This is a genomic window from Trinickia symbiotica (genome assembly GCF_003028655.1).
GTDB lineage: Bacteria > Pseudomonadota > Gammaproteobacteria > Burkholderiales > Burkholderiaceae > Trinickia > Trinickia symbiotica_A.
Genome location: NZ_PYUC01000002.1, coordinates 19,823 through 34,119, shown reverse-complemented (window position 1 = coordinate 34,119; position 14,297 = coordinate 19,823). Strand labels below are relative to the sequence as shown.

Annotated in this window: 14 protein-coding genes; 4 read left to right on the top strand and 10 right to left on the bottom strand. The window is 58.4% G+C overall.

Going from position 1 to position 14,297, the window contains the following annotated elements:
• Positions 1-173 precede the first annotated feature (173 nt).
• Positions 174-965, top strand: coding sequence for an SDR family NAD(P)-dependent oxidoreductase (locus C9I57_RS03645; protein WP_018442699.1), 792 nt, complete (start codon positions 174-176; stop codon positions 963-965).
• 45 nt (positions 966-1,010) lie between these two features.
• Here C9I57_RS03645 and C9I57_RS03640 read toward each other — a convergent pair whose 3' ends face one another.
• The 10 genes from C9I57_RS03640 to C9I57_RS03595 all read right to left on the bottom strand — a co-directional run bounded on the left by C9I57_RS03640 (position 1,011) and on the right by C9I57_RS03595 (position 11,054).
• Positions 1,011-1,754 (bottom strand): glucose 1-dehydrogenase, encoded by a 744-nt coding sequence (locus C9I57_RS03640; RefSeq protein WP_026230044.1) that lies wholly within the window; start codon positions 1,752-1,754, stop codon positions 1,011-1,013.
• A gap of 114 nt (positions 1,755-1,868) precedes the next feature.
• Positions 1,869-2,369, bottom strand: a complete 501-nt coding sequence (locus tag C9I57_RS03635) for an SRPBCC family protein (protein ID WP_258187484.1) — start codon at positions 2,367-2,369, stop codon at positions 1,869-1,871.
• 104 nt (positions 2,370-2,473) lie between these two features.
• Entirely contained in the window at positions 2,474-2,890 is a 417-nt protein-coding gene (locus C9I57_RS03630; protein ID WP_107149309.1) for a nuclear transport factor 2 family protein, read from the bottom strand.
• 83 nt (positions 2,891-2,973) lie between these two features.
• Positions 2,974-3,720: an SDR family NAD(P)-dependent oxidoreductase gene (locus tag C9I57_RS03625; protein WP_107149308.1), complete on the bottom strand. Its 747-nt coding sequence runs from the start codon at positions 3,718-3,720 to the stop codon at positions 2,974-2,976.
• Between the two features lie 9 nt (positions 3,721-3,729).
• Complete coding sequence (locus C9I57_RS03620) at positions 3,730-4,803, bottom strand: phosphotransferase family protein (RefSeq protein WP_107149307.1); 1,074 nt, start codon at positions 4,801-4,803, stop codon at positions 3,730-3,732.
• On the bottom strand, positions 4,796-6,037 hold the full coding sequence (locus C9I57_RS03615) for an acyl-CoA dehydrogenase family protein (protein ID WP_107149306.1): 1,242 nt from the start codon (positions 6,035-6,037) through the stop codon (positions 4,796-4,798). Before C9I57_RS03615 ends, C9I57_RS03620 begins: the two co-directional genes overlap by 8 nt.
• A gap of 38 nt (positions 6,038-6,075) precedes the next feature.
• Positions 6,076-6,474 (bottom strand): putative quinol monooxygenase, encoded by a 399-nt coding sequence (locus C9I57_RS03610; RefSeq protein WP_020566430.1) that lies wholly within the window; start codon positions 6,472-6,474, stop codon positions 6,076-6,078.
• Positions 6,475-6,552: 78 nt separating this feature from the next.
• Entirely contained in the window at positions 6,553-7,938 is a 1,386-nt protein-coding gene (locus C9I57_RS03605; protein WP_018442691.1) for an aromatic ring-hydroxylating oxygenase subunit alpha, read from the bottom strand.
• 64 nt (positions 7,939-8,002) lie between these two features.
• Positions 8,003-9,097 (bottom strand): NADH:flavin oxidoreductase, encoded by a 1,095-nt coding sequence (locus tag C9I57_RS03600; RefSeq protein WP_258187521.1) that lies wholly within the window; start codon positions 9,095-9,097, stop codon positions 8,003-8,005.
• A gap of 382 nt (positions 9,098-9,479) precedes the next feature.
• On the bottom strand, positions 9,480-11,054 hold the full coding sequence (locus C9I57_RS03595; protein WP_107149304.1) for a class I adenylate-forming enzyme family protein: 1,575 nt from the start codon (positions 11,052-11,054) through the stop codon (positions 9,480-9,482).
• A gap of 418 nt (positions 11,055-11,472) precedes the next feature.
• On the opposite strand from C9I57_RS03595, the gene C9I57_RS03590 reads away from it, so the two are divergent.
• The 3 genes from C9I57_RS03590 to C9I57_RS03580 all read left to right on the top strand — a co-directional run bounded on the left by C9I57_RS03590 (position 11,473) and on the right by C9I57_RS03580 (position 14,296).
• Positions 11,473-12,219: an NADPH-dependent F420 reductase gene (locus C9I57_RS03590; RefSeq protein ID WP_107149303.1), complete on the top strand. Its 747-nt coding sequence runs from the start codon at positions 11,473-11,475 to the stop codon at positions 12,217-12,219.
• A 170-nt stretch (positions 12,220-12,389) separates the two neighbouring features.
• On the top strand, positions 12,390-13,298 hold the full coding sequence (locus C9I57_RS03585) for an LLM class flavin-dependent oxidoreductase (RefSeq protein WP_107149302.1): 909 nt from the start codon (positions 12,390-12,392) through the stop codon (positions 13,296-13,298).
• Positions 13,299-13,384: 86 nt separating this feature from the next.
• Positions 13,385-14,296, top strand: coding sequence for an SDR family NAD(P)-dependent oxidoreductase (locus tag C9I57_RS03580; protein ID WP_107149301.1), 912 nt, complete (start codon positions 13,385-13,387; stop codon positions 14,294-14,296).
• Position 14,297 lies beyond the last annotated feature (1 nt).

The following is a 14,297-nucleotide window of genomic DNA, read 5'->3' as shown; positions in this document are numbered from 1 at the left end:
TTCCTGCACGGACTGATGGGTTGCCACTGATGCGGTCTCCCGCAAGGCATTGCCGTTTGCTGGATAGAGCCGGTCCCAACGCCGATAAGTCGTCTTGCAACATACGGGCCCTGCTGGCCGCCGGCTACCGGCTTTGGCCGAAGATTTCGATTACTCAATAGACAGGACGGAAAATGGACGTGGAACAGACCTGGCTTGCGCAAGAGCCACGATTCAAGGAAGGGGTGGCGATCGTTACCGGGGGAAGCGGCGGTATCGGCCGCGAAATCGCTCTGACGCTGGCGCGCGCGGGAAGCGACGTCGTCCTGACGTACGGGCGAAATAGAAAGGCGGCGGAAGAGGTTGCGGGACAGATAACGGCCATGGGGCGAAAGGCGGAGGTCGCAGGGCTGGCGATTCAGGATGCGGCAGGCGTGTCCAGGTTCATCGATGATGTGACGTCGCGCCATGCATCTTTGCACTCCGTCGTCTACGCCTCGGGCCCCGGGTTGCACATGGAGTTGATTGGCGATATCGATCCGGTCAAATGGGCAAATGTCATGGCCGTCGACGTCAACGGCTGCTTCAACCTTGTGCATGCCACGCTGCCGCACGTCCGCAAAGCTCGCGGCGCTTATGTTGCCATAATCACCGCAGCGGTTGAACGTGTGCCGGCCAGAGATATTCAATCCGCAGCACCGAAGGCCGCTATCGAAATGCTCATGCGCGGTGTAGCGAAGGAGGAGGGACGCAATGGCGTACGAGCCAACTGCGTTGGCCCCGGTTGGGTGGCCGCGGGCTTAGGGCAGCAGGTCATCGAACAGGAATTGACGCCCGAAGCGGTGGCGATGATCAAGAAGAGCATTCCGCTACGTGCCCTGGGCGAGGCCCGCGATATCGCGGACGCCGCGCTGTTCTTGCTCTCTTCGCGTGCGCGCTACATCACGGGTCAGTCGCTCGCTGTCGACGGCGGCATGCAAATCTGATCGAGACGGGAGCGGCCGCGACCGGTGAATCGCGGCGGCGCCCCGTTATTGACAACTGATCCCGCCGTCTACGACAAATTCAGCGCCCGTCGAAAAACGCGATTCGTCGCTGGCCAGAAGAAGCACGATATTCGCGACCTCGTCAGGTTCACCCCACCTCGCAGCGGGCGTCGCCGCGATAAAACGAGTGATGCTCGCTTCCGATTCTGGTGTGGGGGTGGTCATCGGCGTAGTGATCATACCGGGATGGACCGAATTGACCCTGATGTTATACGGTGCGAGTTCGATAGCAGCTGATTTGCTCATGCCGCGCACGGCGAATTTCGACGCCGTGTACGGTAGAACGTGACTTGCGCCGAACAGACCCGCGACCGACGAAATGTTGATGATGGATCCTCCGCCGGCGCGCTTCATCGATGGAATGACGGACTTCATGCCAAGGAAGACGGAGACCTGATTGACGTCGATAACGCGTCGATAGTCGCGTTCTTCCATTTGTTCGATAGCGCCATAGGCCACAATGCCGGCATTGTTGACCAGCACAGAGACGGGGCCAAACGTTTCCTCTGTCGCACGGACAACCTGCTTCCATTCGTCTTCCTTCGTTACGTCCTGGTGAAGGTAGCGCGCGTTTTCTCCCAGCGAAGAGGCGGTCGCTTCTCCGATCGCGTCGAGCACGTCGGTCAGGACGACCTTTGCCCCTTCCTGAACCAATCGGCGTGCGTGAGCGGCGCCCATGCCCTGCGCCGCGCCCGTCACGATAGCAACTTTCCCACTCACTCGACCCATTTGAGTCTCCTTCAGATATATGCGTTGGCCAAGGGCGCGGCTTGGCGCTGCGCACGCCCCGGCGGCACTCCCGATATCCTCTTTAGCCCGTTCGGGCGGGAGTCCGTTGGTTCTTCACGCCACCGTGCGTCGCTTTGCCAAATATTTGTTGAGTCCGTCGAAAATCGCATCGTAGACTGCTTCGACGGTGTTGCGCACCGCGTCCACATTGCCTGGGTCAACAACGTCAAAGGTAGATGTAATCGTCATGCGGCACCGATCTTCCGACATAGGATCCACATGCCATGAGGCGAGGTAATTCCGCACCCCCAATAGGAACCCATCGCTAGCGTTGTAGTAGAGCCGGTGTGCCAAATGATCTTCATGAATCAGCGTCTCGCGATTCACGACAGGGAGGCCGGCACCATCGGCGTTCGATCGCTCGATTACCTTCGTACGTGGCACCTTGCCTTTCTCACCCTCGAGGTAGGCTCTGCCGGCCTTCATCTCTTCCTCGGCGACATCGTTGCCCCACCAATCCAGGTTTCCCCAGTCGGTGAGCAATTTCCAGAGTGGCTCCACGTTGCTTTCGATGATTCCCTCTCGCATGCCGGAGCCACGTTGCACCTTAGACATATTGAAATCCTCCTCGGTGAGACCACTTCATACTGAGAGACAGCCGACGCGGGCATCGCACGGCCGCTTGTTGTCCATTTCTCTCGCGATCGCTCTGCTCGGAATCAAGTGCTGACGGCTTCAGGCGGAAGAGTCGGTCGAACCTTCCGCCTCGCAATCTTCCAACAACCACTGATTTTGAGATACTCGTCCTCGTACTTGATTTGATAGCGAGTGCGCTCGCCACTTTTGGACAGTGCATCAACGATGCTGAACACGGTCCCGCGAGCCGCATCGCGCTCGAGCGACCAAATGATGTGATTGCTCATCAGGTGCACCACATGCTGTGTCGTACTGACGATTTCTCGACCGTAGCGACGGATGGCCTCATGGCCTTCCAAGAGACCGGTGCCTAGTTCTGCCTCATCGAGGATCGCCGTTGGAGTGAAGACGTTTACCCAGTTATCGATATCAAAACAATCGATGAAATAGGCGTAACGGTGATTCAATTCCTGGATAGCCAAGTGATCTTCTACGTTCATTAGAACCTCGGGGAGATGTTAACTAGCTCGAAGAGAAACCGCGTTATCCGGGAAACTGCAATGATTTCAAGTTCGCAGCGTGGCTATGGGCGGCCACCGTCAACGCGGATCAGCGCTCCTGTCGTGAAACTCGCGTGTGCGGATGCAAGATACATGACGGTCGATACAATCTCTTCGGGTTCGCCGTACCGCTTGATTGCCGACTTGATGTTCTTCTCTTTGTCCGGCGACCACGACTTTGCAATGTCGGTTCGAAAGCTGCCCGGAAGTATCGCGTTGACGCGAACCTTCGGAGCATATTCGAACGCATGCGCGACGGTGATCGCATTCAGTGCGGCTTTGGCCCCCGCGTAAGGTGCATATTCGGGCTGTGGGCGGATCGAGCCGATGGAAGAGATGTTGATAATGCTGCCCCCATCGCCTTGCACCATACGGCTCCCAACCAGTGCGGTCATTCGGAATGGGCCTTTTAAATTGACACCGACTACCTTGTCGAACAGCGCCTCGGATGTTTCGAGCGAGCTGTCGGAGAGGGGGGACATCCCAGCGTTGTTGACCAAAATATCGACCTTGCCGAAGCGCTCGTAAGCGGCATTGACGAGCTGCTCGCAATCATCCCAATGACCCAGGTGGGCGCCGATGCCTAAAGCGCGCCGGCCTAATTCCGCTTCTATCTGTGCGGCCAGCCGCTCGCAGTTGTCTGCGTTACGGCTAGCGATAACGACGTCGGCGCCTTGTTCGGCGAACGACCGGACGATGGCTGCGCCCAGGCCGCGGCTACCGCCGGTGACCAGAGCAACCTTGCCGCTGAAATCGAAATATTGCTTCATGCTGGGCACCTATTCGGGAGCGGTAAGCGTTCTTCGCGCGAGAGCGGCGATAGCAGCCACGCGATCCTGGGTATGTACGATGCGTCGGTTCGCGTTCGTTCCCGCCGATGCACGCTTCAAGATGCCCTGGATCATCACGGCATATCTGAATTGAACGAAGCTCAGATAGAACTTCAGATTGGGTATAGCGCTGATGCCGGAGCGACGACAGTAGCGCTCCAGATAGCTTTCCATACTGGGAATGCCGAGCTTACTCAGGTCGAGCCCGACTAGCGTCGTTGCGGTGCCTTCCACGTAGCCGGTCGGTTCCCACCAGGCACGTGTGTTATGTGCTAGGTCGACATAGGGATTCCCCAGTGTCGAGAGCTCCCAATCGAGCACCGACCGAACTTTGGCCTCCGTCGGGTGAATCATGGCGTTGTACAAGCCAAAGTCGCCGTGCAGGATGGCCGTCGGTTCATTGTTGGGAAGCCGATCGTGGAGTGCCTTCATCAACCAGTCGATATCGGGCACATCCTCGAGCTTGGATTCCTCGTAAATGGTGCACCAGCGCTTCAGATTGCGGGCGGTAAACCCGCTCTCTCTGCCGAACGTCTCTAGGCCGAGCGCTCGATAGTCGAGCTGATGTAGGTTGGCGAGAAAGTCGTTCAACGAGTCATAGATGAGCGTTCGATGCGCTTTGTCTACGCCCGGCAGATCGGCGTTCCAGAATACTCGTCCCTCGACGAACTCGGTAACATAAAACGCTGAGCCGATGACACCTTCGTCCTCGCAATAGAGGGCGGGGCGGGGTACCGGAAATCCGATTTCCGACAGCGCTTTCGTGATTCGGTATTCGCGATCGATCGCATGTGCGGACTGCAGTAATGGGCCTGGCGGGCGCCGGCGCAAAACGTAGCTCTTGTCTCGTCCGCTCAGCTTATAAGTGGGGTTCGACTGTCCGCCTTTGAACTTTTCGACGCGGAAGTCTCTTGCCAATCCTTCCAACTGCGGGGCGAGGAACGCCGCGAGCCTATCGACGTCCAGCGCAAGATGTTCGGGGGGCGCTTCTGTGCCGCTCAGCATTTCCTGACGATCATTCATGCGCGCATACCTCGTTCGCTTTCGGCGGGGCGTACTTCTTCAGTTCGTTGCGTGCAATAACTCGGTTGTGGACTTCGTCGGGCCCATCGCCGATACGCATGACCCTCAGGCGCGCGAAGGTGTACGCCAAGCCGAAATCGTCGCACATGCCCGCTGCGCCGTACGCTTGCTGGACGACGTCACACAAACTTTGAGCCAGTTCGGGAACGATCACCTTGATCTGCGAAATCTCGCTGCGGGCATTCTTGACGCCGACCGTATCCATCAGCCAAGCCGTCTTATATACGAGAAGCCTGCTCATTTCGATGTTAATGCGAGCGCGCGCAATGCGGTCTTGCCAGACGCCTTCGTCCGAAAGGCGCTTGCCGAATGCCACCCGCGAAGAAAGCCGCGTACATAACTTTTCGAGGAGCCGTTCCGAAACGCCGATGATCCGCATTGCGTGATGTATACGGCCTGGCCCCAGGCGGCCCTGCGCGATTTCGAAGCCTCTTCCTTCACCAAGTATGACGTTCTCGGCGGGCACACGAACATTCTCAAAGACGATCTCGCCGTGCCCGTGCGGGCGGTCGTAGTAGCCGAAGATCGGCAGCGGCCGGACGATCTTCACACCGGGCGCGTTGGGTTCCACCAAGACCTGCGTCTGTTGCTTATGGCGTGGAGCGTTCGGATCGCTTTTTCCCATCACGATCATGATTTTCATGCGCGGGTTGAAAGCGTTGGTGATCCACCACTTCCTGCCATTGATGACGTACGTATCCCCATCGCGCTCGATCCGGGTCTCGACATTGGTGGCGTCGGAAGACGCCACAGCCGGCTCGGTCATTGCAAAGCAGGATTTGATCTCACCGGCCAGCATGGGCTTCAGCCACTTTTCCTGCTGCACAGGGCTGCCGAATAGCGACAGGACGTCCATATTGCCGCTGTCCGGAGCGTTGCAGTTGAACACTTCGGATGCCCAGTGGACTCGACCTAACGCCTCCGCAATCGGCGCATAGTCTACGTTGCTCAGGCTTGGCCCGTGGCGAGGGTCATGGATATGCATGTTCCATAGCCCGGCTTCTCGCGCCTTGTTCTGGAGTTCCAGCATGATGGGGGGAACTCGCCATGGATCGTCGCACTCATGCCCGAGCTGTTCCTCGTAGAGTTCCTCGTTCGGATAAACGTGCTCATCGAGAAACGTCTGTACTCGTGCGAGCCAATCTCGCCCGCGCGAACTAAGACCGAAATCCATGTAGGGCCCCCCTTCGTCGACCTGTGCTGAATAGCGCGTTAAACGAATTCCACTCCAAGGGACTGAGTCGGAAGGTGAACCTGCGACTTCCCAGCCGGATAGAGATCAAAGACGCTCCGATCCACCTTCATGCCGCTGAATTGCTCGATGATCATCGGCCCGGTGCAGCATTCGAGCATGCGCACGCTGTGCTTTTGGAACTCGGGTTCCTTCCGCAGCCGCTCAAGGATTTCCTCGCTCTTCCACGCAGCGATTACCACCCATGTATTCGGATCGCGGGCCCATCCGTGGAATGCGAAATGAGCATGCTCTTCATACCAGGGTTCTGCGAACGCGAACATGTCATTGAGTGCCGACAAAAACTCTTCACGGCGAGCCGGATCCACCGGGTAACGCGCCAAAAAGCAATTCGAATTATGAAACCAACCTTTCGCCATTTTTTGTCTCCTGAGTATGAGGCATGCCAACTGCAGTGCCCCTAATTAAGAAACCAAGGATTTGTGCTCGGCCAAGGATCATTTGCGGCCAATGAGCCGATCGATCTCGGCATGGTAGTGCCGGATACGGCACTCCGATTCCGATAGCACGTAGCCGTCAAACGCCATGGACTCGATACCTTTTTGAACTTCCGGCACTCGCACGGCGTCTTGCGCCAGCACAGAGCCGAAATCGGCAAGGGTTTGCGGAATGATCTTTGCCGGTCGCTCCGATCCATCCCAGCCCGGCGGCGACATGGCCTCGGGCCCGAATTGACCAGGGTCCATGACCATGTCCTGCGTTCCACCGACGGGCAGACATAGCGAGATCGCCCGGTAGTAACTTTTGCTCGGATCGCTCTCGTGCGGCGAAAAAATCTGGATCAGAAGCGCATCGCTGAATGCGTTGATGGTGATGTTAGGGAATACAAAATAATTCCAATCATCGTTGATTTGCGCGTCGCTGAGATCGTCGAAATGCGAGTACCCGTGGCGCTTGGCCCACTTCCTCCGGACATCCACTAGCGCCTTATAGTACTCGTGGCCTTTCAGGTGGACGTAGTCGTCCGGATTGCCGCCATAGAACTGCAGGAAGCCTTTGAGCGCATCCGTCACGGTTTCGCGGTCCTCGTTCCTGCTTGTCACGTATCCGACAGGAATGATCATCCGACTATTACCGTTGGCGTAAAGGTCGTACTGGCACTCGAGGGTCTCAGTGAAGGTCAGCAGCTGCGGATGGACGTCGTCGGCGTGATAGAACTCGATAAAAGCGTCGAGCGCTGTTTTCCAGTTCGCGTTCCAGCAGGTTTCGATGTCGCGGATTACACGGTACTTTTCGAAGGGGTAGGGCGCCAAGTGCTTCGGAATGTTATCCAAATGCTCCGCGAGCGACTTGCCGGAGGGAGCTACACTGATGAAAACGAGGCTGTTCCAGACGCCACAGCGGATAGGCTTCAGTCCCGGGCGATGCGCGACGGCTTCCTTGCGGAAGAGAAACTCGTCACGGATTTCGACATTCTTGCCATCGAGACCAAACTTCCACCCGTGAAAGTCGCATTGAAAGCAGCTTCCGCTACCGGCATTGCCGAAATCGGTATGAACGATACGGTTGCCGCGATGCGGGCACAGATTGAAATACGCGGCAATACCGTCATCGCCCTCCGCGTTGCGGACGACAATGAACGATTCCTTGCCGAGTTCGACCTTGAACCAGTCGCCGATGTTCGGGATGTCGTGCGCGAGCCCGGCGAACACCCAGCTCTTCGTCCACATATGCTCCCACTCGAGCGCCGCTTCCTCATGCGTGTAGTAACGGCGCGGGTCGATGCGAGCCTTGCCGTTATCGACATAGGGCGCCTTTGCGGCGGGGCTGCCGGGTTCCGCGTCAGGATAAGCCACAAAGCCCGTTTTGTAGTCGTAATTCATTGTCCCCTTCTCCTCGCAAAAAGCAGTTACTGGCTGCCAAGTGATCTCACCTGCGCCATGAAGTTCATGTCCGAGTTCCTTCCTCAGCTACGAGTCCCGGAAAACTGCGCAGGTAAGCGATAAACTCTTGACCCACGCCCTGATCCTGCAGGTGCTGTACAGCGATTGGCTGAGACGGAGAGTCGTACTCTGGATTACGCCGCACTTGTTCAGGGAAGTCGTGACGCAAGATGCCCGCGCGGCCGATCGTGACAAAATCGCAGCCGGCTTCGATCACGCTTGCCGCCAGAGCCGCGCTCATCACCTTGCCGGCGGCGCCGAGCCGCACGTTCCCACGCGGTAGTTCCGTGAAGTAACTCAACAACGTGCGCCCCTGGAATTCCTCCTCATGGGGTTGCTTCGTCACGTCCCACAATGACAGGTCCAGATAATCGATCTGCTCCTTCCGCATGATTTCCGTTGCGAGCTCCCGCACCTCGGCAAGGCGCATTCCGAAGCGCTCCGGCGATAGCCGAAGGCCAATCTGAAAATCGTCGCCGCACTGACTGCGGATCCCGTCGATGACTTCCAACATGAGCCGCGAGCGATTTTCGAAGCTTCCGCCGTAGCGGTCATCGCGCTGGTTGATAGTCGGAGACAGAAATTGCGCCAAGATGTAGCCGTGAGCGCCATGTATCTCGACCCCATCGAATCCTGCCGTTTCCGCACGGAGGGCGGCCGCGATGAAGTCATCCCGCAGCTGTTCGACTTCCTTCAAGTTCAGCGACCTGGCGCCGTTACGCGAGTTTTCCGAAGGGGAGACAGGGGTGCCAATCAGTTCGGGAGAAGCGCGATCGCCACCATGATAGAGCTGCACTGCTGAAAGGCTGCCGTGCGCGCGAACGGCGCTCGCGAGGCGGGAGAGTCCCTCAATGTGCAGATCCTCGAAAACACCGAGCTGCCCCGGATACCCTTGCCCGACCTGTTGGACAGGCGCAGCCGCGGTCATCACCAGTCCAAAACCCCCTTCGGCGCGCATCTCCAGCCAGCGGATCTCGTCGTCGGACAGACGACCGTCAGCGAAGCTTTGCTGGTTCGTTAGCGGTGCAAGCATGAAGCGATTCTTCATGGCCGGGCCCCGCGTCAGTGCCAGGGGCTCAAAGAGTCCGGCATGCGACATGTTCATCTCCAGTTCGCGTCAGTTCGCTGCCTTGAGCGGTTTGCCCAGCGGTGATAGGCGGCGTCCGCATCGAGAACAATCGCACGCTGCCCAGATTGCGATCCCCGGCAGTCAGATCAAAACCCGGCACCGTCGAATCTCCGTTGGGCGGATGACCCTGCCCTCTTGCAGAAGACGGCTCGATTGTGCTTGAGCGATACGGTAGCATACGATAAACAGACATACAATGTAACTTCGACCCGCGAGTTTCGCTGCATCAGTGTTGCTCACGCTCGGCTGTTCAGTCCTACCTTCTCATCGGGCGCAGCAGCCAGAGCGATAGGGCGCCGCTGCTCTCCGGAGTGTCGATGGAGCAGCAATGCACAACTAGAACGGTCGCGCATCATTCTTGGGCCATTACCAGGTCGCGCAAGACGAACTTTTGCACCTTGCCTGTGGCGGTGACCGGCATCGCGTCGAGGAAGCGCCACACCCGCGGTACCTTATGGCGTGCGATGCGGCCATCCAGAAATGCGCTGAGCGCGTCCGCATCGCAGTTGTGCCCTTGCTTGAGAACAACCGCGGCGGCTACCTGTTCGCCCCATCTTTCGTCGGGCACGCCAAAGACGGCCGACTGCAGCACTGCCGGATGTTGTGCCAGCAAGTCCTCGATCTCGCGAGGGTAAATGTTTTCGCCGCCACGGATGATCATGTCCTTTAGACGGCCTGTTATTTGAACGTAGCCATTCGGGAGCAGGATGCCGACGTCGCCTGTATGCACCCAGCCATCCGCATCGATTGCCTCCCGCGTTTTTTCCGGCATACGAAAGTATTCCAGCATGCGACAGGGCGTCTTCACGCAGATCTCGCCCGGCTGCCCGACCGGCACTGCAGCACCGTCGAGCCCGATGATTTTCACTTCAGACATCGACAGGGGCGCGCCGACGCTCTGCGTCAACAGTTCAATGCCGTCGCCCCGGCGCGAGAGGCACATCGCGCCGCCGGCTTCGGTCTGGCCGAACACGACCATCGGTTCGCAGCCAAAGCGTTCATGTATCAAGCGGATCAATTCGGGGACGACGACGGTGCCGCCGGTGATCAACAGCTCCAGCTGCGAGAGGTCGGTCCGATCGAATTGCTCGCTTTCTATCGCGGCGAGAATCATCGTCGGCACAGCCATTGTCATTCGGACGCGGTAACGCTCGAGCGCATCGAGCATCGCTTCGGGATTAAACTCGGGCAAGAGTACCTGTGTTCCGAGGCTTGCCATGCAACCGAGCGTCATGGTCACACTTCCGCCGACATGGAACATTGGCATCACCGTGAGCCAGGCGGAGCCCTCAGCCATGCCCATGCGCGCTTGCGTAAACCGGGCGTTGTTCACGACACCCGCATGGCTGAGGACGGCGCCTTTTGGTTTTCCCGTTGTGCCAGAAGTGAAAATAATCAATGCAGGCGCTTCGGGCTGCACCGTCGGAAGCGATGGTGACGCGTCGGCTGCGCTCGCCACGAAACTCGACCAGGCGTCAAGATAGAACACCGATTCGAGCTTGGGGAGTTCTGGCCGTACTGCTTCCAGCACAGCGACGTTGTCCATCTTTCGGAATGCGCGCTCAAGAAAGATGCCGCGCACCTCGGCCTGCTCGAGGAGATACTTCAATTCTTGGCCGCGGCATGCCGGATTGAGTGTGACAAGAACGATGCCGGCCAGAGCAGCACCTAGGTGCAGCATCAGCAAGTTGGAACTTGCGCCCGCCCAAGTGGCGACACGGTCGCCAGGGGCGAAGTGGACGAGGAGCGCGGCGGCTGCTCGTTCGGCCTCGGCCTGTAGTTCGCTATACGTCCAGCGCTGTTCCTCTCGCCCTTGCGTGGATGCCGGGACGATTAGAGCCGTTAGGTCAGGCCGCTGCCGGCTCGCAGTGCGCAGCAGGTCGCCGATCGACCAGGGCAGTAAATCCAGCTCGGGCTCGCCGATCATATGAGGGTGTCTCCGTATCTTGTTCGATGCGCCAGATTGCACTTGGTAATGTACAACAAGGTATGGTTGGATACAATAACTGAGTATTGATTCGGCGGAACGATGCTGAGGGCATGACGTTTCATGTCGGATCCGTTCCGGGATTTGGGCTCGCCCTGCATGCGCTGCTCGGCGCAGCCATGTGGTCAGCTGTACTACCACCACCTATACATGGGTGCGTGCGGTTGGCGGGCGAAAAACGACCATCGCCTCGCGTGGTGCGCTCGCGCGAGTCGGGTTGAGATCGATTGACATGATCGTACTGAGTATATATGGTATTGGTGCATACCATGTTGACGGTGCTGCTCAAAGCACGGCAGCGCATATTTCGCCGCCCGCCACGCGACCGAAAGATCCAGGCTACTAGGAGATCGAACTCATGAAAATCGGCATTATCGGCACGGGCCACATCGGGAAGACACTAGTCCAAAGGTTGAGCGCAGCGGGGCATGGCGTGAAGGTTGCAAACTCGCGTGGCCCGGACAGTATCGGGGCCGACGTGCTGGCCTTCGGGGGGCGCCCGGTCCAGTCTGCCGAAGCTGTGACCGATGTCGACGTCTTGATCCTCTCGATTCCCCTAATCCGCATTCCCGACATCGCGCCGGTTATCGCCACCGTTTCGGCGGAAACAGTAGTCATTGACACGTCGAACTACTATCCGGCGCGAGATGGCAACATTGGCCCCATCGAATCCGGCCAGGTGGAGAGCCTTTGGGTTGCGGAGCGGTTGGGCCGTTCGGTCGTCAAGGCGTGGAATGCCATCGGTTCTGACTCTTTCGCGAAGAAGGACAAACCTGCAGGGAGTCCCGGACGTATCGCTATCCCGGTTGCCGCCGACAGCGACGCGGACCGCAAGGTCGGAATCGCGCTCGTGGAGGACACGGGGTTCGACGGATTCGATGCCGGCACCCTTGCGCAATCGTGGCGACAGCAGCCTGGTGCGCCGTGCTATTGCACGGACCTCTCGCGCGAGGAGATGCCTGCCGCGCTGGCCACCGCGGAAGTAGCGAGATTGCCCAAACGCCGCGACCTGTCGTTCGCCGCAGTCATGGAGCGGATTGAGGGAGTCGCAACGAACCCGGATGCCGAATACCTCGTCCGCCTCAATCGCGCGTTGTTTATGTGATCACTCGTCGCAAGCCCTCATGAGGCACAGCGCTACGTGTTCGGTCCGACGGTTGGTCACTCCCGACAGCGAATTCCGACTTGGCGCTGACCTGATCAGAGGCAAATGGAAGCAGCTCGTTTTTTCGAGCGTGCATTGCGCACCTAGGCAAAATTCTAAACGGAGTTCCCATGCCATTGATCGGCCTTACTCTTGATCGCACGACTCACCAATTACCGGCTGAAAAGCTTTCCGATTTGGTGAAGAAGATAGAGCGACTGGGTTTCGAAAGCGTTTGGTTGCTCGACTCGTTCGGGCGTGAACCGTTCCTTGCATGCGGATTCATGCTTTCGCAAACGCACACATTGAAGGTCGCGACAGGGGTTGCAACCGTCTATGGCCGCGATCCGACCGGAGCCGTGCAAGCACTTCAAACCTTGTCCGAGTTTTACCCTGGCCGATTCATCATGGGCCTCGGCGCCTCGAACCCGATTGTGATAGGCAAGCGCAAGGGCGAGTGGGTGGCACCACTGCCGAAGATGACCGCATATCTTGAAGAGATGGCGGAGGTCAAACTCATTTCCGCCAAGCCGGAGCTGATGGCGCCCTTGTATATCGCGGCCCACGCGCCGGGTTTGCAAAAACTTGCAACCAAGCATGCTCAGGGCATGGTCACATGGATGATGCCCACCGCCGTGATCAAGGAAGCGCGCGAACGTGTCGGGTCTGGCCTGAACATCACCTCCCAGATTATGTGCGTGATGAGTTCGGATGCGAACCAGGCCCGAACAATTGCCCGCACATATCTATCGATGTACCTCGCGCTTCCGTATTATCAGGCCGCGTTCGAGAAGGCCGGCTTTGAAGCGAGTGATTGGAGCGAGGGCGGAAGTGATCGACTCATCGATTCCCTCACTGCTTGGGGAAGCCCTTCCGACATCCTTGCCCGAGTCGAGGAGTTCGGAACGGCCGGCGTGGACCGGGTTGTCCTCAACGTAGTTCGCGAAGACGAAACTCAACGCATAACAGGGAAGCCGCCCGTCATCATCGGGGATTGGGAGGGTATTGACGCGCTTTCCGCAATACTTCGGAAACAGTAAGGGGCAGCCGTCTTACCGTTTACAACATCGACATTCACCAAAGGCGATTCCATCGGTCTCGGCTGCTTGGATTTCTGTCTGGAGGCATGACGCCTGCAACGTTATGCCTCGACCGGGAGGTAATAAGAATGGGACGTTTGTCTGGAAAGGTTGCGGTTATTACGGGAGGCGCGTCGGGGATAGCTTACGGCGTTGTAGAGATGTATGTGTCCGAGGGCGCCAAGATCATCGTTGCAGATATCCAGGCGGAGAAGGGTGCGCAGTTAGAGCGGCGATTTGCTGGGACGGTCTATTTCAACGCCTGCGACATCCGCAACGAAGAGGACATTGCCCGGACGATGGCGATGGCAGAGGAGAAGTTCGGCGGCCTTGATGTCGTCGTTCATGCAGCGGCCTCGGTGGATCACAAGCAAAAGATCGCAGACATTACGGTTGAGGATTGGGACGACGGACAGGCGAATCTTTTGCGCAGCCACGTGATGTGCATAAAGCACGCAGTCGGCCCGATGCAACGGCGTGGCGGGGGCTCCGTGATACTGGTTTCGTCTGCTGCCGCGGAGAACTTCTCGCCAGCTGCAAGCGTGCTGTACGTTGTTTGCAAAGGCGCCGTGCTTTACTTGGCGCGCTGGGCCGCTTTTGAACTCGCCAGCTGCAAAATCCGAGTGAATGCGATCGTTCCTGGCCCCTTTGCGACGTCGATGTGGGGGCAGCTTGTCGGGGCGAGCCGGGAGGTGGCCGACGCCATGCCGGTGCATCTCGACGAAATGATGGCGGGTTCGCAGCCGCTACCAATAGCCGGCAAACCACAGGATATCGCCTATGCGGCGACCTACCTCGGTTCAGACGAGGCCAGGTTTGTGACTGGGGCGCAGCTTGCGGTGGATGGCGGCCTCTCGGTCTTCCGACCCGCTGTGCCGAAAGAAAAGATCATGGATTACCTCCAGCGAGCGAAGGTGCAGGCCGAGGAGGATTTGCGATCCATGGGGAAGTCGGCCTAGC

Bases quoted from the DNA above. Each gene is read 5' to 3' on its own strand.
- C9I57_RS03645 (WP_018442699.1), top strand. From the start codon at position 174: ATGGACGTGGAACAGACCTGGCTTGCGCAAGAGCCACGATTCAAGGAA.
- C9I57_RS03640 (WP_026230044.1), bottom strand. From the start codon at position 1,754: ATGGGTCGAGTGAGTGGGAAAGTTGCTATCGTGACGGGCGCGGCGCAG.
- C9I57_RS03635 (WP_258187484.1), bottom strand. From the start codon at position 2,369: ATGTCTAAGGTGCAACGTGGCTCCGGCATGCGAGAGGGAATCATCGAA.
- C9I57_RS03630 (WP_107149309.1), bottom strand. From the start codon at position 2,890: ATGAACGTAGAAGATCACTTGGCTATCCAGGAATTGAATCACCGTTAC.
- C9I57_RS03625 (WP_107149308.1), bottom strand. From the start codon at position 3,720: ATGAAGCAATATTTCGATTTCAGCGGCAAGGTTGCTCTGGTCACCGGC.
- C9I57_RS03620 (WP_107149307.1), bottom strand. From the start codon at position 4,803: ATGAATGATCGTCAGGAAATGCTGAGCGGCACAGAAGCGCCCCCCGAA.
- C9I57_RS03615 (WP_107149306.1), bottom strand. From the start codon at position 6,037: ATGGATTTCGGTCTTAGTTCGCGCGGGCGAGATTGGCTCGCACGAGTA.
- C9I57_RS03610 (WP_020566430.1), bottom strand. From the start codon at position 6,474: ATGGCGAAAGGTTGGTTTCATAATTCGAATTGCTTTTTGGCGCGTTAC.
- C9I57_RS03605 (WP_018442691.1), bottom strand. From the start codon at position 7,938: ATGAATTACGACTACAAAACGGGCTTTGTGGCTTATCCTGACGCGGAA.
- C9I57_RS03600 (WP_258187521.1), bottom strand. From the start codon at position 9,097: ATGTCGCATGCCGGACTCTTTGAGCCCCTGGCACTGACGCGGGGCCCG.
- C9I57_RS03595 (WP_107149304.1), bottom strand. From the start codon at position 11,054: ATGATCGGCGAGCCCGAGCTGGATTTACTGCCCTGGTCGATCGGCGAC.
- C9I57_RS03590 (WP_107149303.1), top strand. From the start codon at position 11,473: ATGAAAATCGGCATTATCGGCACGGGCCACATCGGGAAGACACTAGTC.
- C9I57_RS03585 (WP_107149302.1), top strand. From the start codon at position 12,390: ATGCCATTGATCGGCCTTACTCTTGATCGCACGACTCACCAATTACCG.
- C9I57_RS03580 (WP_107149301.1), top strand. From the start codon at position 13,385: ATGACGCCTGCAACGTTATGCCTCGACCGGGAGGTAATAAGAATGGGA.